At 38.0% G+C, this 18,033-nt stretch carries 27 protein-coding genes and 1 tRNA gene; 3 read left to right on the top strand and 25 right to left on the bottom strand.

The genetic code is table 11. From position 1 onward, the window contains the following. Positions 1-3: 3 nt before the first annotated feature. From A5882_RS13065 to A5882_RS13025, 8 genes are all read right to left on the bottom strand, one after another. Positions 4-1,299: a PBSX family phage terminase large subunit gene (locus tag A5882_RS13065; protein ID WP_086372908.1), complete on the bottom strand. Its 1,296-nt coding sequence runs from the start codon at positions 1,297-1,299 to the stop codon at positions 4-6. Continuing rightward, positions 1,274-2,167: a phage terminase small subunit gene (gene terS / locus A5882_RS13060; RefSeq protein ID WP_086372907.1), complete on the bottom strand. Its 894-nt coding sequence runs from the start codon at positions 2,165-2,167 to the stop codon at positions 1,274-1,276. Before terS ends, A5882_RS13065 begins: the two co-directional genes overlap by 26 nt. A 46-nt stretch (positions 2,168-2,213) precedes the next feature. After that, entirely contained in the window at positions 2,214-3,371 is a 1,158-nt protein-coding gene (locus A5882_RS13055; RefSeq protein WP_086372906.1) for an AbiH family protein, read from the bottom strand. 52 nt (positions 3,372-3,423) lie between these two features. Continuing rightward, positions 3,424-3,630 (bottom strand): hypothetical protein, encoded by a 207-nt coding sequence (locus A5882_RS13050; RefSeq protein WP_086372763.1) that lies wholly within the window; start codon positions 3,628-3,630, stop codon positions 3,424-3,426. A gap of 134 nt (positions 3,631-3,764) precedes the next feature. After that, positions 3,765-5,039, bottom strand: a complete 1,275-nt coding sequence (locus A5882_RS13045; protein ID WP_086372905.1) for a site-specific DNA-methyltransferase — start codon at positions 5,037-5,039, stop codon at positions 3,765-3,767. A 988-nt stretch (positions 5,040-6,027) separates the two neighbouring features. After that, positions 6,028-6,100, bottom strand: a tRNA-Ile gene (locus tag A5882_RS13040). 425 nt (positions 6,101-6,525) lie between these two features. After that, positions 6,526-6,942 (bottom strand): ArpU family phage packaging/lysis transcriptional regulator, encoded by a 417-nt coding sequence (locus A5882_RS13035; RefSeq protein ID WP_086372904.1) that lies wholly within the window; start codon positions 6,940-6,942, stop codon positions 6,526-6,528. A 629-nt stretch (positions 6,943-7,571) separates the two neighbouring features. Further along, a complete protein-coding gene (locus tag A5882_RS13025) occupies positions 7,572-7,799 on the bottom strand; it encodes a hypothetical protein (protein ID WP_086372902.1) in 228 nt (75 codons plus the stop codon). A gap of 44 nt (positions 7,800-7,843) precedes the next feature. On the opposite strand from A5882_RS13025, the gene A5882_RS13020 reads away from it, so the two are divergent. The 3 genes from A5882_RS13020 (at position 7,844) to A5882_RS13010 (ending at position 9,398) form a co-directional block, all read left to right on the top strand. Then, positions 7,844-8,110 (top strand): hypothetical protein, encoded by a 267-nt coding sequence (locus A5882_RS13020; RefSeq protein WP_086372901.1) that lies wholly within the window; start codon positions 7,844-7,846, stop codon positions 8,108-8,110. A gap of 157 nt (positions 8,111-8,267) precedes the next feature. Then, positions 8,268-8,576 carry a hypothetical protein gene (locus A5882_RS13015; protein ID WP_086372900.1) on the top strand — a complete coding sequence of 103 codons (309 nt, stop codon included), beginning with the start codon at positions 8,268-8,270 and terminating at the stop codon, positions 8,574-8,576. Between the two features lie 408 nt (positions 8,577-8,984). After that, positions 8,985-9,398, top strand: a complete 414-nt coding sequence (locus A5882_RS13010) for a GNAT family N-acetyltransferase (protein WP_086372899.1) — start codon at positions 8,985-8,987, stop codon at positions 9,396-9,398. A 14-nt stretch (positions 9,399-9,412) separates the two neighbouring features. Here the strand turns inward: A5882_RS13010 and A5882_RS13005 are convergent, their stop codons facing one another. The 17 genes from A5882_RS13005 to A5882_RS12935 all read right to left on the bottom strand — a co-directional run bounded on the left by A5882_RS13005 (position 9,413) and on the right by A5882_RS12935 (position 18,031). Beyond that, positions 9,413-10,003, bottom strand: a complete 591-nt coding sequence (locus A5882_RS13005) for a phage integrase N-terminal SAM-like domain-containing protein (RefSeq protein ID WP_241655694.1) — start codon at positions 10,001-10,003, stop codon at positions 9,413-9,415. Further along, positions 10,000-10,143 carry a hypothetical protein gene (locus A5882_RS19850; protein ID WP_164888631.1) on the bottom strand — a complete coding sequence of 48 codons (144 nt, stop codon included), beginning with the start codon at positions 10,141-10,143 and terminating at the stop codon, positions 10,000-10,002. The genes A5882_RS13005 and A5882_RS19850 overlap by 4 nt, the downstream gene beginning before the upstream one ends. Continuing rightward, positions 10,140-10,265 carry a hypothetical protein gene (locus A5882_RS20125; RefSeq protein WP_254908490.1) on the bottom strand — a complete coding sequence of 42 codons (126 nt, stop codon included), beginning with the start codon at positions 10,263-10,265 and terminating at the stop codon, positions 10,140-10,142. The genes A5882_RS19850 and A5882_RS20125 overlap by 4 nt, the downstream gene beginning before the upstream one ends. Further along, positions 10,253-10,576 (bottom strand): hypothetical protein, encoded by a 324-nt coding sequence (locus A5882_RS13000; RefSeq protein ID WP_086372898.1) that lies wholly within the window; start codon positions 10,574-10,576, stop codon positions 10,253-10,255. Before A5882_RS13000 ends, A5882_RS20125 begins: the two co-directional genes overlap by 13 nt. A 527-nt stretch (positions 10,577-11,103) precedes the next feature. Next, complete coding sequence (locus A5882_RS12990) at positions 11,104-11,931, bottom strand: helix-turn-helix domain-containing protein (RefSeq protein ID WP_086372896.1); 828 nt, start codon at positions 11,929-11,931, stop codon at positions 11,104-11,106. A gap of 13 nt (positions 11,932-11,944) precedes the next feature. Then, positions 11,945-12,550, bottom strand: coding sequence for a hypothetical protein (locus A5882_RS12985; RefSeq protein ID WP_086372895.1), 606 nt, complete (start codon positions 12,548-12,550; stop codon positions 11,945-11,947). Between the two features lie 5 nt (positions 12,551-12,555). Next, positions 12,556-13,266, bottom strand: coding sequence for a putative HNHc nuclease (locus tag A5882_RS12980; protein ID WP_086372894.1), 711 nt, complete (start codon positions 13,264-13,266; stop codon positions 12,556-12,558). After that, entirely contained in the window at positions 13,266-14,180 is a 915-nt protein-coding gene (locus tag A5882_RS12975; RefSeq protein WP_086372893.1) for a DUF1351 domain-containing protein, read from the bottom strand. Before A5882_RS12975 ends, A5882_RS12980 begins: the two co-directional genes overlap by 1 nt. Before the next feature lie 3 nt (positions 14,181-14,183). Beyond that, complete coding sequence (locus A5882_RS12970; RefSeq protein ID WP_086372892.1) at positions 14,184-14,873, bottom strand: ERF family protein; 690 nt, start codon at positions 14,871-14,873, stop codon at positions 14,184-14,186. Then, positions 14,870-15,058 carry a hypothetical protein gene (locus A5882_RS12965; protein ID WP_086372891.1) on the bottom strand — a complete coding sequence of 63 codons (189 nt, stop codon included), beginning with the start codon at positions 15,056-15,058 and terminating at the stop codon, positions 14,870-14,872. The genes A5882_RS12970 and A5882_RS12965 overlap by 4 nt, the downstream gene beginning before the upstream one ends. After that, positions 15,055-15,387 carry a hypothetical protein gene (locus tag A5882_RS12960; protein ID WP_086372890.1) on the bottom strand — a complete coding sequence of 111 codons (333 nt, stop codon included), beginning with the start codon at positions 15,385-15,387 and terminating at the stop codon, positions 15,055-15,057. Before A5882_RS12960 ends, A5882_RS12965 begins: the two co-directional genes overlap by 4 nt. A 27-nt stretch (positions 15,388-15,414) precedes the next feature. After that, complete coding sequence (locus A5882_RS12955) at positions 15,415-16,254, bottom strand: HNH endonuclease signature motif containing protein (RefSeq protein ID WP_086372889.1); 840 nt, start codon at positions 16,252-16,254, stop codon at positions 15,415-15,417. Between the two features lie 4 nt (positions 16,255-16,258). Continuing rightward, on the bottom strand, positions 16,259-16,498 hold the full coding sequence (locus A5882_RS12950; RefSeq protein WP_086372888.1) for a hypothetical protein: 240 nt from the start codon (positions 16,496-16,498) through the stop codon (positions 16,259-16,261). A gap of 12 nt (positions 16,499-16,510) precedes the next feature. Then, a complete protein-coding gene (locus tag A5882_RS12945; RefSeq protein WP_086372887.1) occupies positions 16,511-16,804 on the bottom strand; it encodes a 50S ribosomal protein L29 in 294 nt (97 codons plus the stop codon). 143 nt (positions 16,805-16,947) lie between these two features. Continuing rightward, positions 16,948-17,100 carry a hypothetical protein gene (locus A5882_RS19845; protein WP_164888630.1) on the bottom strand — a complete coding sequence of 51 codons (153 nt, stop codon included), beginning with the start codon at positions 17,098-17,100 and terminating at the stop codon, positions 16,948-16,950. Between the two features lie 2 nt (positions 17,101-17,102). Further along, complete coding sequence (locus A5882_RS12940; protein WP_086372886.1) at positions 17,103-17,297, bottom strand: hypothetical protein; 195 nt, start codon at positions 17,295-17,297, stop codon at positions 17,103-17,105. Next, positions 17,294-18,031, bottom strand: coding sequence for a BRO family protein (locus A5882_RS12935; protein WP_086372885.1), 738 nt, complete (start codon positions 18,029-18,031; stop codon positions 17,294-17,296). The genes A5882_RS12940 and A5882_RS12935 overlap by 4 nt, the downstream gene beginning before the upstream one ends. Positions 18,032-18,033: the final 2 nt, after the last annotated feature.

Raw genomic sequence — 18,033 nt, 5'->3', positions numbered from 1 at the left:
CTATTAGAGAACATAGCGTTTCGTAAAGTAATTAATTGCGTACCGACATTCATCCAGAGCATGGTTGTTTTTATCAACCGGGTAGCCATTATCATTACGAACATACATCCCTAACTCCTTAATAAAATAATAATGCCCATATTTACCTTCATGATCGTAAAGAAAAAAGCGTCCTTTTGATAAGGCGCTTTGCATACGTTCGATACCTATTTCAATTTTGGTTCCATTGCTGGTTACTTTGTCTTTTGAGTTGTTGTCTGCTTTTGTTGTAACAATACCCAAGACACGTAATTCCTCACTCAATGACTTACAGGCTGGATCGACAAAAAATTTCGAGTGCTTTGGCAGCCATGACCATTCTTGATAACACCACTCTTTAAACAACTTTATCTCTTTGGCATACTCGCTCATCGCTTTTGTGACACCAGTATCGGCTCCACTATGATAAAAGTTGGCCATTCGATAGAGATAATACTTTCCATCTTTCCATGTAACGAGGTTTAACGAACAAGTTGTCGCATCGCTTTGACCACCATCGGCACTGAAGAACACTTCTACAGGCTTGCCTATGATTTCATTTGTCATATGAGCATCTTCGTTAAACATTGAATAGATCACGCCTTCAGGCATCACGCGATCGCCTAGCCAATCTCGTTTGTAGAGATAGTCAGAGACTTTACACTCTGCTTCCCATTCTTTTAATGATCGTTTCGTTAAAATAGGATTATCTTGTGGTCGCCAATGCCGAAACTTGTAAGAACCCGTTTCAATGAACGGCTTTAGCGTTTCAAGATTTGGATGATTTGGAGCCGGTGGGTTTTGTTCTGCAAGATGGTAACGAAAGCTAGAAGCTTTGGTCCGACGAAAAGCTTCTTCGATAACCGCCTTGTTTAGAAGATTAAACTCTAAGAATGTGACAGTCCCAAATGACATCCCAGTGATGGCACCCACAGCATTGACTTTCCCGCCACCTTTGTAGTAGATTCGCTTTTCCCCTGTGGGAAGATTGATCCATAAGTGGTCGCCATGCTCATCGTGTCGAATCTCTGCACAGCTTGCAAAGATATGTTCAAGTCCAAACCCTTCGCAATCCATAAACATTCTGTAGGCTTGTTCTTGGTTATAGGCGAGTACAAGATGATTCGTATCTGGATGTCCTGCGTAGATTAACGCCATCTTCTGCACATCTGACATCGTCTTGCCTGAACGAATCGTTCCCTCGTTCAATTCCATCCGAATCCCTTTGAGTGGTTGAAAAATATTTTCTTGTTGCTTAGTCGATAACTTCAACTGACTCATCTCGTCCACTCTCCTCATCTTCTTCTATTGGACCAATAAGCGCCTGGCCAATATCAATAAGGCCTTGTACTTTACTCTGTTCACCTTGTTTAATCACAAGTTTAGCAGCTTTGTTTTCAAGGATATCAGCTTCGAAAGTCATCTTCCGTTTTTGTTCTTCCATCAGAGTAACTTTCCTACCAGATAAGGATAATTCATTAAGCTGTTTAATTGCTTTTGTCAATTGAGCGCTAACTCGTGTCAAAGCTTCCTCAATGGAGAGTAAATCATCTATCTTACGAAAAGAATGTTCTTTCATCTCGGTCAATACTAAATCAGGCACCTCAACTTGTATTTTTTGTCCCGATTTTTTGGATTCAACCAAGGTTTTGCGCCCTCGCAACTCAAAGAGCTGTTCTGTCTCTTTCTCAGTCAAGCCAGCTTCTGCATCGGCTATTCTTTTCATCATGCGACGTTGCCGAATTTTTAAAAGACGAATTTCATCCGACATAATAAAAAAAGGATCATCATCCAAATTTGAATAAAGATCCTTTTCTTCTTCAGTTAGATATTCAGCAAAGATCGTTTCATACTCGCCTGTTTTTAGCGCATTTTTGTTTCCTACAGGTGCTGCTGCTCGACTATTCCCCCTGTTACCTTCTGCATTTTTATTTCCCGGTGGCGCACCGCCTCGATTGGTAACGTTACTTTTGCCATTGGTAACATTACCTTTCAATTCTTCGGTCCATTTATCTATTGATTTCCACTTTCGGATTTGCGAATCAGAAACGCCCAGTTCTTCAGCAATATCTTTCAAAAGCTTTTTGCCATCGGATTTTAGCCATATTTCTCTTGCTTCATCTCTTCTTGGATCTCGTTGCCGAGCCATTCAATATGCACCACCTCACGATCATTAAGTCAGTTAAGTTTTGTTTTTATAAATTGTTTATTTCTTTTATTGTTAATCTACCTTCAAGCATCAATTTATGCATTAAATTCCTACCATGGTTCTCATTATTCATTGTTGCCCCATATTTCTCCAGTAAATTTGCAACAAGTCCTGCATGCTCAGTTAAGATATCTTGAGAAGTCTTTTCACCATATGGAGAGCAGCAAAATGTCAACGAAACATTACTGTCATATAAATTGTAATAGTCAAAAATAGATTGAAAATATGAGTAATCTAAGGCACTCAGTGAATGTCCATAAAAGAAAATATTTTTCAATTCATTTTTGTTTTTAATATATACAGAGTCTCCGTTATTTTTATTTATTTGCACCATTTTTCTAAAGGTTTTCGTATACTTATATATTAAAGAGCTAGTACTAATGTCATCTTGGTCAATTCCAAAGATAATGTTATTATTTCTTAGTTTACCGTGAACATTAGTAATCTTATTTCTTAAACAACTTGGCTCAGTGTAATTGAATGATAAAGCTTCAATATCATCAATTGAATTATCCTCGCCGATTATTTTGCGTATTAAAAGTTCTGATATATAAGAATATTCGTAGGTTTCGTGAATTTTTTCTCCTAAGAACTCAGAGAATGCAGATTCAAATTCAATTAATTCACTTAATAAAAAATCATCAAAATTTTTTTTACTCCTGTAACGTTCTTTGGAAATCACATAATAAGCTAATATGCTACATTTAATTAACGATTTTTGTATGCTACTTTTTAACTCACTTCTGAGACCGGGAATTCCATTGATCATATGATGACCTATATTTGAATAATTTTTAGTCAGATCAATTTCTCTTAAAATTTCTAACATATTTTGTTCTACATTGTGCCAATATCTCATTTGTTTTAGATTTTTATTCGCTACGAACAGTAAATCCCAGAAGGTAAGATTAGCATCTTTTATCAAGTTATATCTTGTATCGGGAAAAATCATTCCATTATATTCATCCCCTTCATTAAAAGAAAGTGATACATAACTATTCCTTAGATCAATACTTTTATAAAATGAGTCTAATTGAGATTCCACATTTTTAGAAATTCTATTATCAAAGAAATCTTTAAAAGTAGATCTAACCCCACATTTCAAGTCAAAACCATTTCCTAATACTATCAAATTTGAACTCATAGTTTACCCTCCATATCTAGTTCTATTATACTAGATAGTTTGATAATTGTGGTTAGCTCTCAATATCTTTTAACATTAAATCAGCTTCAATCAAAACTTTCAAATCACTAACAGAGTTGAGCTTTATCTCACCAGACTGCAGGTTCGACAGCCATTTCCCGAGTGCAACTCTAATAATTCTTTTATACTCATCGACTGTTTCAGCTCTCTCTTCTGCCTTTTTTAATTCATATTCAAAATCAAAATCTTCTGTTCCCATTGTTCGACACCCCGCATTAGATTATAATGCTAAAAGACACAGAACTGAGGTAAAAGCACGCGCGTGTGGTTTCTGTGTCTTCGGGGGTCTAACCCTCGTTGAAAGGGTCGGTGTTAGCGCACCGGCCTCTTTTTTTATTCTTCTAAAAGCACTGCAGTTTTACCAGTAGCGTTTTCCCATCTCTCAATGATCACATCACAAAAGATTGGATCAAGTTCCATCGTGTAACAGGCTCGTTGCAATTGCTCGCAGGTCATTAACGTGCTGCCGGATCCGCCGAAAAGATCGACCACAATGTCGCCACGTTTTGAGCTATTTCTCAGCGGAATTGCAATAAGAGACAATGGCTTCTGTGTTGGATGATAGTATTTCATTGCATCATCTTTAGCAATTTGCCAAACGGTTATGTCCGGAATATCTTGAATCAAGTCATCTTTCCAGACAGTGGTTTGTTTTCTATCTCCATACCATTCAGGCGCCTGTTTCCGCTTGTATGCATAAAACACTGGTTCATGCTGCCAACGATACTGACTCCAGCCAAAGGTAGCGTTGTTCTTAACCCAGATACACTGAGCTCTAACGTCAATTTCTGCAGCGTTCATTGCATTTTCGAACTCCCGTTGATACGATGAGCCATGAAAAACATAAATTGCCGCTTGATCATGCATGAGTTGCGAATAGTTCAGAAAAATTTGCTCTAAAAATCCAACGAAGTCATCATGATCCATATCATCATTGAGAATTTCACCTCGACCGGAATTCGTCAGTTCTTCGTTGCTAGACTTCACAGCAACGTTGTATGGCGGATCCGTTACAACTAAGTCTGCTTTATTCCCTTGCAATAGGCGATCAACATCAGTTTGATTAGTCGAATCACCGCAAAGCAAGAAATGCTTGCCTAGTTGCCAAAGTTGGCCACGTTTAGTTTTAGGTTCTGGATGATTTTCAATGTATTGGTTCACGTCAAAATCATCTTCAACAATTGGTTTATCAATGTCTTCTTGATAGTCAAAATCAGTAATTAAATCTTCGACTTCTTCAAGATCAAAACCACTTAAAGAGATATCTTCTTCTCCGAGTTCTTTTAAGAGAAAAGCTAACTTCTCTTCATCCCATTTACCAGAAATCTTATTGAGAGCCAAATTGAGAGCTTTTTCCTTCTCGAGATGTAAATCTACAACGGAAACCTCTATCTCCTCAAACAGGTCCAAATCTCGAGCCACAGCAACACGCTGATGCCCTCCTACGAGATTCCCTGTTTGTACATTAAAGATTGGAGGATCCACAAATCCAAATTCTAAGATGGATTGCTTCAATTTCTCATACTCTTCCATTCCTGGCTCGAGAGCTATACGAGGGTTGTAGTCTGCATTTTTTAATTCATCTAACTTCATTTTAGTAATTTTCATAGTTTCCTCCTATCCATAGTTGTCTTCAAATGTCTTCAAACTATTGATGAGACAATCTACCTAAGCGATTTCCGTTAGCATAATTTGGATTTCATTAGATGGTATTTTTCTAATTCCTATCAAACTTAAAATCTTCTTATTTTATTAAAAATTACATCTTATTTACTGTATAATAGGAAATAAAAAGAGAGGTGAACTGGCATGCCATATTATGTAATAAAAAAGAAAAAATTAAAGGTCTCGAATAATCGATTCGTAATTCACGATAGAGATTGCCCACGTATCAAAAAAAATGATAAAGTTACTGACATTGGTTTTCATACGGAACAAAATGCAGCGCTTCTCTATATTAGTTTAAAAAGGCCCTCTGCCAAGTTTTTCTTATGCAAGATTTGTTGTAAAGTACGTTCCTAATGAGAGGAAATATATTTCTTGTCTATTATGCTACCTTAAGCAGAAGAGTCTTTTATTACGAATGTGAAAACATAAAACTGGTTACCTACCCACTAGTTATTTGAATTCCAGTGGAAATTTAATTTTTCCTTTGTTATAATATGCTGTAACAGGGACTCCTTTAATATGTATCTATAAGACTTCAACCCTGTTCCGCCACTGAGTATCAACAACTCAGTGGCGTTTTTTCGTCATTATGATATATTATATATATGTAAATTTCATTTATTTGATATTTACATAATGCCACCATCCCTCCAAGCATGGTGGCATTTTTTGTATATTTTATAATTAGATGTTATTATTTAAATAGGCAGATCCACTTTATCCAAAACATAACAGCTAACTATCTAATAAAGTCGTTATCTGCCTGAAGCTGCCGGATCTGACACCGGTAGCTTTTTTGTCCTTTAAAATAAAAAGCCACTCGACTGAGTGACTTCATTATGTATTACAACCATCCCTAGCAATGATTGTTGTATTTACACGATGCTAGGTCGCTTGCCGGATTAGTTTCCGCTAATCGGCTAATTAATTGACGAGACCGGACTCGAACCGGCGACCTCTTGGCTATCCACCAAACGCTCTAGCCACTGAGCTACCCGTCACGACTTATAAAGAATACAATTAGGGTGGGACGGATTATCAGTCCGATCATATTACGTCCGACTTAACTAGTATGCGGAATCAACCTATTGTTTCTAATGCGTTATGTCACTGGAGTGGGATTGCACCACACACAAGAACTGATTAGGTTCTCACGAGGTTATTCACCATTGACCGTTGCGTCTCCTACTTCCGCCACAGTGACATAAAAAAGACGGCGAATGAAGATAAGGAGCGTTCTCAACTCCATTCGTTTTAGTTTTACCGTCTTTCTGTCAAAGAAGAATAAAGCGACAAGGGGATTAGCCCCCTTTCGGTTTATGAGTTAGTTTGTGAGTAGCCCATCAACCACATCTCTTAATCTTTCGACATTACCATATTATCATGGATTTTTGTCAAAAAACCCTACACTTTCCCTACAAAAACCCTATTTTTTCAGAGTTAATAATTTTCCTTTTTTGTAAGCATCCGCAAACTCGACCAGAGCGATTGCTTTTAGCTTTTCAACATTCTTGTCGCTATACCCGCCAATTAGCCTGCCGATTTCGTAATTTGACCGCTTCTCGAGATCGCAAAATGAATAGTAAAGTATTTGCCTGCTAACTAATCCAAGCTTGGCCAGTGCAGCGACAATTGCGTCTCTTTCAATTTCAGCGTCTATCCACTCCAGAAAAGCATCTTGTGATCCATTTTGCGCCCCGCTTCTGGGCATATCAGTAATAATTGGTGATTTCAGATCGATGGGCGCACGTTCTGAAATTCGGTTTAATCGTCGGTATTGAGATAAGACAGCTCGTGCATTCTTCTTCGTCTCTTTCTTATTGATTTCTGGAACTAAGGTCATAACGCGTATCCCCCGATTTGTTATAATTCATTTAAGTCATGTATCAATAGGTTCAAGGAGAAGTCGGAGGAATCCGACTTTTTATTCCCCAGATTTCTTAAGAAATCATCCGTTATAGATTAAGCTTTCTTAATCTGTTTGAAATTTGTTATTTAAATATAGTAGCCTGTTTTTGAAGGCTAGTATCGAATCTCCTTTCAAAGACATGGGTATTTAGACGATAACATTTATTCGGTAATTACTAGCCTTCTCCTAGCGAGGCAAACAAACCCCACTTAGGCGTTGCTACTTCTATCACACCTCGCTAGGATCGTACATAAAATAAATATTGAGGTTATTGAAATGCAATGTTTAAATTGTAATAGTTTCAAAATAGCTTTTGTAAATCCACCAAAGAAAGTAAAATTTTTGTGTATCCTCGCCGATGAAAGTTTTCATCATTTTGAGCAAGGGAAACCTATAGTTCTTGATATGGCAATTTGTAGAGAATGTGGATTTGTTGAGTTTTTTTGCAATGCATTTACTAACCAACCTATTAATATAAATCAAATATTTCGATCTAGTTGATTATTGTATAGGATAGCCAACTCAAGCCTGCGATTGTCAGCAGCACTATGATGATTCCTTGGCTAGTTTTCATTGGCTTGCTCCTTTTCCAAAACTTTATAGCAATCGTCCCAAATTTCATCTGATAAGCCGACGTAAATTGGACTTTCGCCAGATACGCTCACCAATTTTCCATTTTCGTAATAGCCATTAACCCAACCAATCCAACCTTTTTTAAAAACTTTTCGCATGGTTCCCCAATCTTCCCAATAGACGTCCTTAATTATTTCGATCTTAATTTTTCTGGTCATTATATCCCTCCGTCCATGATATAATCGCCATAGGAGGCGATCGTATGAAAATTACTGTTGATGCACGTGCTGTTATGAAAAATACTACCGACTATATTTTTGATGATTTGAAGTATGACTTCCCGCCAACCGAAATTGAACTGACTGACGATCCAAATGATTACGTGAACACCCTATCAAAGATCATTCGTGAGTACAAAGATGAATTTATCCGCTGTCTTGAAATTGATTTTCTTATGAGAATGGCCATGGACTCGCATGAGCGCCTTGCTGAACATGGACTTGAGATTATTCCAGAAAAAGACTCCTAGCGGGTCTTTTTTCCGTTATCGCTGACGATAGCTGACTTATTTGTTTTTTTTCGATCTAAAGATTTTTTATTATCAAAAAATCAAATACCGACATTTTCAATTCATTTACATTAATTCTATTAATTAGTATATAATCTAACTGAAAGGTGGTTTATCTATGAAAAAAATTTGTTTTGTCTTAGTGCTCAATAATGTAATGACGTATACGCCATTATCTCCGGGACTTCTTTTTAAAAAAGATACAAGCCTTAAAGATTATTTCTCTCAGTTTTACGATGTTTCAGTAAATTATCTTAGGGACAAAGATAATGTTGACTACTTGGTCCTTCCTGAGCCATTCGTTCCTTTTGATAATGAAAACAACCTTCCTATCATAAAAGTTCCTTCTAAATTCTTTCTGACTAAAGATTTTGAAAAAATTAAAGAGTACATTGATGACTACTTTAAAGAAAACGATGATAAGTAACGCTATCCTCGATCGTTTATAGCCCTTACTGGTTGATATCATTATCAATCAGTTTTTTATTTCGTCGGATAACTGACTTGGTAAAATATAAATATGTTACAATACCTAAAAGGAGGTATTGTTTTGGGAACTTTTTTAGCTTTTATTTGGTATATTTTTATAGGATTTATGCTTTATGGAATCATCAGGTTAGCAGTTAAGCACGGAATTTTCGATTCCAAAAAAAATAATTTATGATTCTGTTGCTACTCTTTTAGGGTAGTTTTTTTTATTTCCACAATTTTGGTGAATAGTGGAATTACTCAAATTTCCGAATACCTTCATTTTTTTCTTTTGAAAATTGACAATTTATATTTAGGCGCTATAATTAGTACTTCTCGGGCATTAAATTGAAAAGGAAGTGTATTTATGTCAATTAAACAAATGCAATATGCAGAAAACAAAGAAGTAACATTATCCGAATTAGAATCATATACAAAGAAAATCATTCCTGAATTAGAACAAAATTATCAACATCTTAGCTTTGTATACGAATCAGAAGGTGTTGTTTTAGGGAGAATCGTTGGTTTTATTCATTGGGATTATCTGCAAATTGAACTTTTCTATGTTTCTGATAATACACAAGGAAAAGGAATTGGAACCAAATTGTTAAATCATGTAGAGTCCATTGCCAAACAACAGGGGATATCCTATATTTTCTTAGAGACAATGAGCTTTAATGCACCTAAATTTTACGAAAAAAATGGTTATGAATTAGTCGGCCATATTGATAATTCTCCTTTAGAAACTCAAACTAGATTTTTCTATAAAAAATATATTTAAACTTACGAGTACATCTAAAGATCAACATTTCGTTGATCTTTTTTGAATACGTGCAGGTTTATAGTTTCTGTCTCTTTTGTATTGGACGCAGCACTTCTCAGCTTTTCAACTTCAAGTTCGCTGAATTCTTGCTTGCGCCGTTTCGGCAATTTTATCTTCTCAACTCGTATTCCTGGATCACGAGGGATGTATTCTTCAACATACAACCATCGGAAAAATCGAACGATGCATCCACGCTCTCTGGCCAATGTTCCTTTGGACACTTTATCCTTAATTTCTCGATTGGCAATAAATAATCTGATGTCATTTGTAGCGATATCCTTAAACGGCTTTCTTAGCGTCCTCATGAAGAGATTGATTGTTTGCATGTAAAGATTCAAAGTTCCGTCAGAAATCCCCTGAATCTTCTTTGAGACCACAAATTGACGATATGCGGCAACGTCCGAGGTCTCGTCATACAAAACGAGTTCTCTTGATGGCTTAGTTAGTTCAAAATGCTCCAATCGCATCGTAAGGATGATTTGTAGCTTTCTTAGCTTCTCACCGTCAATGTCTTTTTCCATATCTGCTACGACCCATTTAATTAGTGATTCTTTGGTACTCATCGAATTAAACTCCACATGATCACTAACGTGACCAGAACCACGATGGCGTGAACTGCTTTATCTCGATGTTCTCTTTCCTTCGCAAGATTATTGATGCTTGCCAGTACTATGATTCCTAAGAAGAATAAAAATAGAGTCATTCATCTGCCTCGCTTTCACAGTCCTCGCAGTCTCTTGGATATCCCGGTGCTTCTCCATCGACGAAACTACCGCACCTTTGACAAATAAATCCATCAAACATATCGTCCGCTACTTGAGACATTCTGCTTCCTCCTCTGCAGGTGTATTCTCTAATCGCCAGTTCATCCAGCGGTATTTACTGATACCTAAGGCATTGACAATTGCTTTCACACTATAGCCCGCATCAATCAAATTCATATAATCTTCGTAGGTGAATGTGTAAAAATCGATTGGCTCTAGTGGCCTTGAGTGATCCATGATCGGCGACCCTATTAATTTGCCGATCCGTTGGACTTGTTGCAATTCGTTTTTGGGGATATCCTCAACAGATCGATCCCCGATGATAAAAATCATTCTACGTCGATAAAATGATTTTTGCTGTTTGTTTAACATACGCTCCTCCTATCCAAACCGTTTTCTGATCTGAAAATCGTTGTTTATGAGTTCCGTCAACGTATCCTTTGGATACACTTTCTTTTTTCCCGTCCGCTTCTGATGCTGCTTGCATAACCACTCAAGCTTCTCTATTGTGTCATCATCCAGTGCATATCTAGGGCGTTTTTTCTTTGTAGGCACTAGGTGGGACACCTCCTATGTTAGGGTGGGACACCTTTTGAATTAATCCTTTATCCGGTAATACCGCTTTTTTCGGTCAGGTCGATTCTCCCGCAATTTTCTACTTAGGTTAGAGTGACTGATTGCGAACTTGGTACGCACCTCAGCTCTGTTTCCGGTGAAGATGACTTCGCCTTCATGGACCACCTCGATCAGTCCATTGATTCTGGTGTAAGGGGAAGTTGTTTCATCCTTAAAATACTCCCATGCGGCTCGAATTTCTGAGTTGGTATCAAAATCCGGATGCTCTGCTAGATACACTAGTCTTTTTCGCTCAATCATTCTTTTTCTGCGTTGCTCTTTGTTCAGGTAGCAGCTCCTTTCTTTTGATCCTGGTATGCCTTAAGCTTTGCTTCGATCTCTGCTTGACGCTTTGGATCCAACGTCGGCTCTGTTTCAGGATTTACAAATCTATCAGGCAGTTTTTCTTCTCGAACAAAATTCTTATTTCCCTGTTTCTTAGACTTTTCTGTTTTGATTTCAAATTTCAGCGTTTCAAACTTATCTCGGAGTTTTTTCGCACTCCGAATATTACCAAACCAAAAGCTGTTTGACGGTAGCCAACTCAATACATAATCAATTTGTTCAATCGTGTGTTGATCCTTTTCTTCCATGAGTCGAATAACATCTGCCCACTTGTCAAGATCCGCTTTTTTCATTTCTTTTGGAAAATCATCCATCAAATTATTTTGTAACTTAGAAGCGAGACGAAAGTGTTCGTCAGAATACTTTCTGGAAGAAGTTTCAACTTCTTCTTTATTTGTCTTATTAAATGTATTATTAAAAGATGTATTATTATCTCTTAAGTTTTCTTGGGTAGGGGTACCTAAATTTTCTTGGGTAGGGTATGCAACTATTCTTATATACCTATTCAAGATTTCTTTAGTACCCTCTCGGTAAATCAACTCTTTTGTAATGTAGCCATTATCAGTCAATGCTTTAATCCAACTTTGGATAGTTGTCTTGCTGACACCGTATAATTCCGCAAAGTATCGGTCGCCCGCCCAACAATATCCTTTTTCATTTGCTAAAGCTGTTATCTCGCCATAAAGCAGCTTTGCATTGGCAGTCAGTTTTTTATCGTATCGAACATTTGCAGGTATGATGGCAAAGTAACTTCTGTGTCCAGTCAAGACATTCGCCCCCTTATCGTGTTCTTACAGGTGTTACTATAAATTGATACTTGCCTTCTTCAAGTTCCGCAATTACGGGTCTGATTGGTGATCCAATGAAAAGTTCAACATCATCCACTGCGTATCGCTGTTTGGCATCGAGCATAAAGTTGACCATCTTCAACAGGTTTTCAGCAGAAAAGCTGATTTCCATTGATTCTCCCTCATACTTGCAGCCAACAGTGATCGAGATTGGCACTTCTGAGTTGCTATGATTACTCGTGATCTCTACTTTCTCAGAATCCAAGTGTAAGGTGACAATATTTGAAAAACTGCCTTCTTTCAGAGCAAGAAGGACTCGTTTAAAGACACTCAAGCTTATTTTCAGTTTATTTTGTTTGTTATCTTTAACGAAATTGTTGTCTGTATCTGGGTATTTTAGGTCTTTAAACTCCAATGTTCGTACATTTTGAATAAGCGTTTGATTGATGTCATGAAAATTGTTGATTCGTAGCATAACATGTCCGTCTGTTGCTCTTAGGCTCCCATCTTCATGATACTGAACACACTGCAATGCTGGTCGTGATGCATGCTGGCAAACGATTTTTTTCAAATGTTGATGTAATTTATTATCTTGCATGATTTTTATCCTCCAATCGCTTTTTGGAATAATTCTTCATCGTGATATTCTTGATCAAATCTAAGTATCTGTGCATTAGACATTATGCCGATTTTGATCAATGCTTCTTTATCTAGAAATACTGGTGTAACCAAGAAATCATTTAACAGTTGTAGCTCTCCGATTGCGTGAGCAATGTTGTGGTGTACCCAACATAGACTTGCAAAAGGAAATAGCCGATGATCGACCTTGTTTCGTTTTCTCTTCCCTACCGCTTTTACATGATGAATTTGAGCATGTGGCTTCCCACATACACAACACCTGCGGTACTTGCAGCAAAAGTAAAAGAATTTTTCGTACTCGAGCAGATAGTCATAACGTTTGGGAAGCGGAATCCCTTCGCTTAGTACGTGTTCAATCAAGAATTCGATCCATCGGTTCATTTCAGTCATTGACGCTTCAGCGTGGCTAAATTCGATCTTATGCCCTTCTTTGTACAAATCTTTCATCATCTGCTTCGCCTTGTGCAATGGCAATTCCTGATGCTTTGCAATATCCTTGATCAACGCATGAGCCAAAGCATTCTGCTTGGCAGACTTCGGCTCATTATCGATCAATTTGACTTCCACTAAGTTCTCTTTTTCTCGAGCAAGTAATTTCAAAAATTCCGGATTGATTTCTTCTTCAAACTCAAGCATTAAGCGCTTATTTTCGTGATAAACAACCTTTCCAAGCATTATTCACTCACTTTAACGACTTCAATCCCAAACTCAACAATGCTTTTATTTAACAAAAAGAATTGATCATCGGTTCCTCTAAGTTTTAATGTCACAGTTTTTCCATCTTTAACTATTTCATTTTTTTTAACTGAATTCTCAAGAATCTCACCAGTTTCTTCATCGTGTCTCATTGAGCGAACAGGCTCATTTTGTTCCACTTCCTGAATAACCTTTGCGGCCGCCGCGAGGCGTCGTTGTTTTTCTGCTACTACTTGCTTTATTTGATCAATCACTTCCTGCAATTCATGTCCTTGGTCGATCCATCGTACCCAAGAAACAGGATCCAATCCCATTGCTTCCGCGTAATTTTCGATTACTTGTTTATTCGCAGCCAACGTCTGCTTCTCAGAAACAATCTCGTTGATCTTCTCAGTGATTTCTTTAACGATTGCTGCTTTCAATTCACCTTTGGCCAAAGTGAAAGCACCTTTGTTCGTCCACTGATCAAGAATTTCGATTTGTTCAGGATCGACTCCCACGACACTGCATAATTCATTGACTTTTGCCTGTACTTTCTCCTGTCGACCTTCTCGCTCCTGCGTTTCAAATTTTTCAAGGCTTTGAGCGATTCCTTCTTTGGCTTGATCGATCTGACTAACAAACTCTTTAATTTTGTCTTCAAAAGCGTCGAGAGGTTCAGAGTAGCCTTTTTTCACTTCTTTACGCTTTGCATCTAAAAGCTTGATGATGTTGTTGAGAGAAGTTCGAGCATCTTTTGCCCCCTGAATATCTCCTTCAGTAAACGTCAAGCTCTTATAATGCTTCACCGTATTTTCGACTAGTTTTGCTAGTTCTGCTTCGTTTTGGATTGAAATGGTGCTCGGTGTGTAATCGATATGAATTATCGTGTCAGGTTTAATTAATTCATTCATCTGCTATTTCCCCCAGGTAAATTTCTTTGTTTCTGGCTTAGATGCCTTCGTTTCCTCTGCCACTCTCTCTTTTAGCTGTAATTCAGCTCTCTTGCCCATCGCCTTGACGGTTCCAATCACCTGTGCATACATGTCCGGTGTCACATCCTCTATACGTGCGAAAGTATTAACGCCCAAGACATTTGCCTCAATTTCCTCATACGGCTTATTCGTCAATTCCGCAACGCCATTAGCATAGTGCTTGAAATACTCAAAGAACACTTCCTGTTCGGTCTTCTCAGGCTCTTCCTCGTCCTGGTTCATAGAATCTGGATCAATACCATCATCCACTAGGTAAAGACCTTGCAAGGCGTATTTACGTGCATAGGAAGAAGCAGAGCCGGTAAGTTGACTGTCGTCCATTTTGGATTTCGATTCTGCTTCTCGTGCGTATGCATCAATACTGATGGATTCTTCCCCATCAGTGAGCGTTGCGGTAGCACGGATATAAAAACGACCTTCGATGAATAGAGGAACGTCTGTTAAGGTCAATAAAAGTCCATGTTCTAAATTATGCTTTTTGACAGCTTTCAAAATATCCTCTGCATTGCGGAAGTTATATCCGCCATATTCACTAAAGTTATTCTTTGGCACTTTTAACTCTGATTGGATATGGATCAATTTCTGTTGAATTGTTAATTCTTCTGTGGTCATAATGGCACCGGCTTTCCTAATTTTTCTTGGGTATAGCGCAATAAATCGTCTTCATGAACAAATTGATCATCAATCGAGTAAACCATTTCCCCTGCGAAAAGAGGATCACCTTTCCAATCGAATGCAATTGGTGTCGGTTCATCTTTCGGAAACTGTCTTGCTCCTAAAGAATCGAAGGCGCTCATTCAAATTCACCTCGCATAATCCGGTTCAAAACATCCGGAAGATCCGCCAGATCATTTAGTACAAAGGTATGACCGTTGACCTCATCTTGTTGAACCGCTGTACTTTTCAAAGCTTCTAATGCGGTTTTCCGTAAAAGTGCTGCAGGAACTGGGAGTTGTTTGTCCAGATTCCGATCTTCCATCGCTAAACACAATCCTATGTCCATAATATTTCCAAGAGCAATGACGTTAGCTTTTCCTTTTTTTTGCATCGTGCAAAGTAAGGACACCCCTTCCTTACGACATTCATCTTGTAGCTGTCTCGCTAAATCTTTCATTTTTTCATTCATAATGCTATAATCTCCTTGAGTAATTCTTTATTTTTTGTTTTGGCTTACACTAGCGGGAACTGGTGTAGGCCCTTTTTTGTGTTTTGTTACTTTGGCTTGGATCTGTGTTAGATTTACACCTGCCAACGTCGCTTCTGAAATTTCAGAGCGCCACTGTTTTCGGTTCAACTGTAAGTTTTGAGCTTGTGTGACTAACTTCAAATTCTCCATGGTAATGTTTTGCTTGTTGCCATCAAGAAAAATCAGTACAAAGCCCGGAGGGATTTTCCCATGCACTTTTTCCCATTCCAATTTATGTTTGGGGCGCCAGCGTTTATGCCATGGGCCATCGTCTTGCACTTTTACTATCACATAGCCATCACGATCGATACGTTCGGTGCCTACTGGCTTATGATTTCGGGCAGGCTGCCCTTTCTTGAATGATGTCTTATTACCTCCAACATTGAACATTCCTTTGGTTCCCTTATTTATAGGCACATGTCCTCTTTCAAAATAGCCTGTTAATCCACTACTTAACTTATGATTTGCCTTCCATCCTTTGATTTGGGCAATCGTTATTTGGAGCCCAAACGTATGATTGATTAACTCGGCTAGATCTTTATTGCTTTTTCCTTGTACATTTTTTCTGATAAATCGCTCTTGCTCATCAGAAAAAATCCTTTTCCCTTGATTCGCCTTCACACCTCTAAGTGATGCGGGAATCCCACTTCGGATCTTATAATTACTTCGAAGGCTCTTTATTTTATTTTCAGTCAGTTGCATATTAAATTTTTGATTGAACATCTCAGTGACTTCCTCAGTGAATCGGCCCGGCGTGATTTCTTTTAGATAATCGATCATTTCTTTGGTGTATATTTTTTTAGGCATAAAATCATCCTTCAATCATTTTTGGTCTTCGTTTTGGATCGACCCAACCGTCTTTTCCTGAGTACATTTTTTCTGCTGCAAGAACCGTATTGGCATTTTTGATCACTTGTTCAGCAATGTCTGTCATAGCCTCTGATCGCTTGATTTCTGCTTCTAATTCTTCTTGTGTCATTTCTGGGTTATCCAATCTTTCCAGTTGACCAAAAAGAAAATTGTTCAAATCGTTTAGCGTATTGTTCGGCATATTATCTCCTCCTTAAATTGCACTTTTGATTTCTGGAAATATTTCTTTAAATCTGTTCCAGTTTTTCAAAACACCACTGTACAGTTTATTGTGATTTACCAGCACGTCATCCTCAGTAATAGTTATCGTACCTGATGTTTTGTACATATTGATGTACACCTTTTTTGGTGTATCGGAATACCAATGAAGCACTGTCCGGAAACGATCGCCAGTTTCGCTGATAACAAGTTGCAAAAGTCGATAGTTTTGTGTCTTTTTGACTTCCTCAAAACCAAATTCTGTTAATCTTTTTCTAGTTGTCGCCATGGCTATCTCCCTTCGTTTGTTTCAGTTTTTGGCCACATTTCGAGCAATATGGTCCCTTCCAAGGCTTGCATCTTTCTAGCTCAGTTGCATTCAGACGCACCGTTCTGCTACAAGGTTTGCAGGAGTAAGTGTAAAGTTTTTCATCAAATCGCACGTACTTGTTCCTCCTTCTGATTCATTACCATTGATTCTTTCATCCGTTCAATATGTTGACGCGAGCGGATCAACGGTTTGTTTTCTTGCCACCACTTATTTGCGCCAATCCAATCGAAATTACGCACTTCTGTCTCCGACACCTTTATTCACCCTCCTTGAATTTAATTACACTCGCAGAGCGCTTTTTCCCTTCAGCAATTCCTGCATACCAAGCAAGATCGATAGTAGCCCAAGCCGTGATCAATGCAACTCCAAGAGCTGCGTGGATAGCGCTGACAGTGACAACAATTAGTAATAACAGCCATACTCCTATTGTGTCTTTCGTTGATTTTCTCATTTTGAATCCTCCTGTAATTTTTCTAAAAAATATACCTGGCCCTTTCCCGTGATTAATGTTGTCGCTTCCTGTATGTTCCCTTGTGTTCTTGCGACAATTACTGGATTACTAACAAATAAACCTTGTTCGATGTATTTTTGTTTCGGATTATTTTTCTCTCGACCATATGAGATCAAATATCCTTTTTTTCGGAGCCAAGAGAACATTTTGTTTCTTCCAATACTAATTCCGTGCTTCTGGTAAACAATTTTGCAAAATTCACCAATTGATATGGCTCCATCGGAATTCGAAACTGTTTTTCCAAACATAGTGTATGGTGCATCTAGTTTTATTTGTTGCTCCATCCGTGCGCGCTCTTCTTCTGTATCTGCTGCCAGTCTCAGTGCCTCAGAAAACGTCCGAGGAACGTTTGTGTAGCCTCCAGTTTTTCTGATAGACGGAAGCACTTCACTTGTGACCCAACGTTTAAACTTTTTAGCTTTTGGTAACTTACTTCCTAAAATAAGGGAGTACAATCCTGATTCATTGATAATCGTCAGTCCTCTTGGAGATTCAAAGGTACCGTTTTGGTAGTTTTGGCGATCTTCCTCGTCAACGTGACGATTAATGTCTCTACTAACATTTTTATAGCCTAAAATTTCAGCAACATCTTTTCCAACAAAATACAGTTCATCGTTAACTAAAATCGTCCGAATACTATTGTTTTCAAAATTGAAGACTTGTTGAGTTTTCAAAT

The sequence above is a fragment of the Enterococcus sp. 4E1_DIV0656 genome (genome assembly GCF_002140695.1).
Lineage (GTDB): Bacteria > Bacillota > Bacilli > Lactobacillales > Enterococcaceae > Enterococcus_D > Enterococcus_D entomosocium.
The sequence above is the reverse complement of the archived record's forward strand: the minus strand, read 5'-3'. Positions and strand labels throughout refer to the sequence as shown.

Coding starts and splice junctions, on each gene's coding strand:
- terS (WP_086372907.1), bottom strand. CDS start 2,167: ATGGCTCGGCAACGAGATCCAAGAAGAGATGAAGCAAGAGAAATATGG.
- A5882_RS13015 (WP_086372900.1), top strand. CDS start 8,268: ATGAAAAAAATTTGTTTTGTCTTAGTGCTCAATAATGTAATGACGTAT.
- A5882_RS13005 (WP_241655694.1), bottom strand. CDS start 10,003: ATGAGTACCAAAGAATCACTAATTAAATGGGTCGTAGCAGATATGGAA.
- A5882_RS12970 (WP_086372892.1), bottom strand. CDS start 14,873: ATGACCACAGAAGAATTAACAATTCAACAGAAATTGATCCATATCCAA.
- A5882_RS13020 (WP_086372901.1), top strand. CDS start 7,844: ATGAAAATTACTGTTGATGCACGTGCTGTTATGAAAAATACTACCGAC.
- A5882_RS13025 (WP_086372902.1), bottom strand. CDS start 7,799: ATGACCAGAAAAATTAAGATCGAAATAATTAAGGACGTCTATTGGGAA.
- A5882_RS12960 (WP_086372890.1), bottom strand. CDS start 15,387: ATGAATGAAAAAATGAAAGATTTAGCGAGACAGCTACAAGATGAATGT.
- A5882_RS20125 (WP_254908490.1), bottom strand. CDS start 10,265: ATGTCTCAAGTAGCGGACGATATGTTTGATGGATTTATTTGTCAAAGG.
- A5882_RS13050 (WP_086372763.1), bottom strand. CDS start 3,630: ATGGGAACAGAAGATTTTGATTTTGAATATGAATTAAAAAAGGCAGAA.
- A5882_RS12965 (WP_086372891.1), bottom strand. CDS start 15,058: ATGAGCGCCTTCGATTCTTTAGGAGCAAGACAGTTTCCGAAAGATGAA.
- A5882_RS13010 (WP_086372899.1), top strand. CDS start 8,985: ATGTCAATTAAACAAATGCAATATGCAGAAAACAAAGAAGTAACATTA.
- A5882_RS12950 (WP_086372888.1), bottom strand. CDS start 16,498: ATGCCGAACAATACGCTAAACGATTTGAACAATTTTCTTTTTGGTCAA.
- A5882_RS13055 (WP_086372906.1), bottom strand. CDS start 3,371: ATGAGTTCAAATTTGATAGTATTAGGAAATGGTTTTGACTTGAAATGT.
- A5882_RS13065 (WP_086372908.1), bottom strand. CDS start 1,299: ATGAGTCAGTTGAAGTTATCGACTAAGCAACAAGAAAATATTTTTCAA.
- A5882_RS12955 (WP_086372889.1), bottom strand. CDS start 16,254: ATGCCTAAAAAAATATACACCAAAGAAATGATCGATTATCTAAAAGAA.
- A5882_RS12945 (WP_086372887.1), bottom strand. CDS start 16,804: ATGGCGACAACTAGAAAAAGATTAACAGAATTTGGTTTTGAGGAAGTC.
- A5882_RS13000 (WP_086372898.1), bottom strand. CDS start 10,576: ATGTTAAACAAACAGCAAAAATCATTTTATCGACGTAGAATGATTTTT.
- A5882_RS12980 (WP_086372894.1), bottom strand. CDS start 13,266: ATGCTTGGAAAGGTTGTTTATCACGAAAATAAGCGCTTAATGCTTGAG.
- A5882_RS19850 (WP_164888631.1), bottom strand. CDS start 10,143: ATGACTCTATTTTTATTCTTCTTAGGAATCATAGTACTGGCAAGCATC.
- A5882_RS12940 (WP_086372886.1), bottom strand. CDS start 17,297: ATGAGAAAATCAACGAAAGACACAATAGGAGTATGGCTGTTATTACTA.
- A5882_RS13035 (WP_086372904.1), bottom strand. CDS start 6,942: ATGACCTTAGTTCCAGAAATCAATAAGAAAGAGACGAAGAAGAATGCA.
- A5882_RS13045 (WP_086372905.1), bottom strand. CDS start 5,039: ATGAAAATTACTAAAATGAAGTTAGATGAATTAAAAAATGCAGACTAC.
- A5882_RS12985 (WP_086372895.1), bottom strand. CDS start 12,550: ATGCAAGATAATAAATTACATCAACATTTGAAAAAAATCGTTTGCCAG.
- A5882_RS12975 (WP_086372893.1), bottom strand. CDS start 14,180: ATGAATGAATTAATTAAACCTGACACGATAATTCATATCGATTACACA.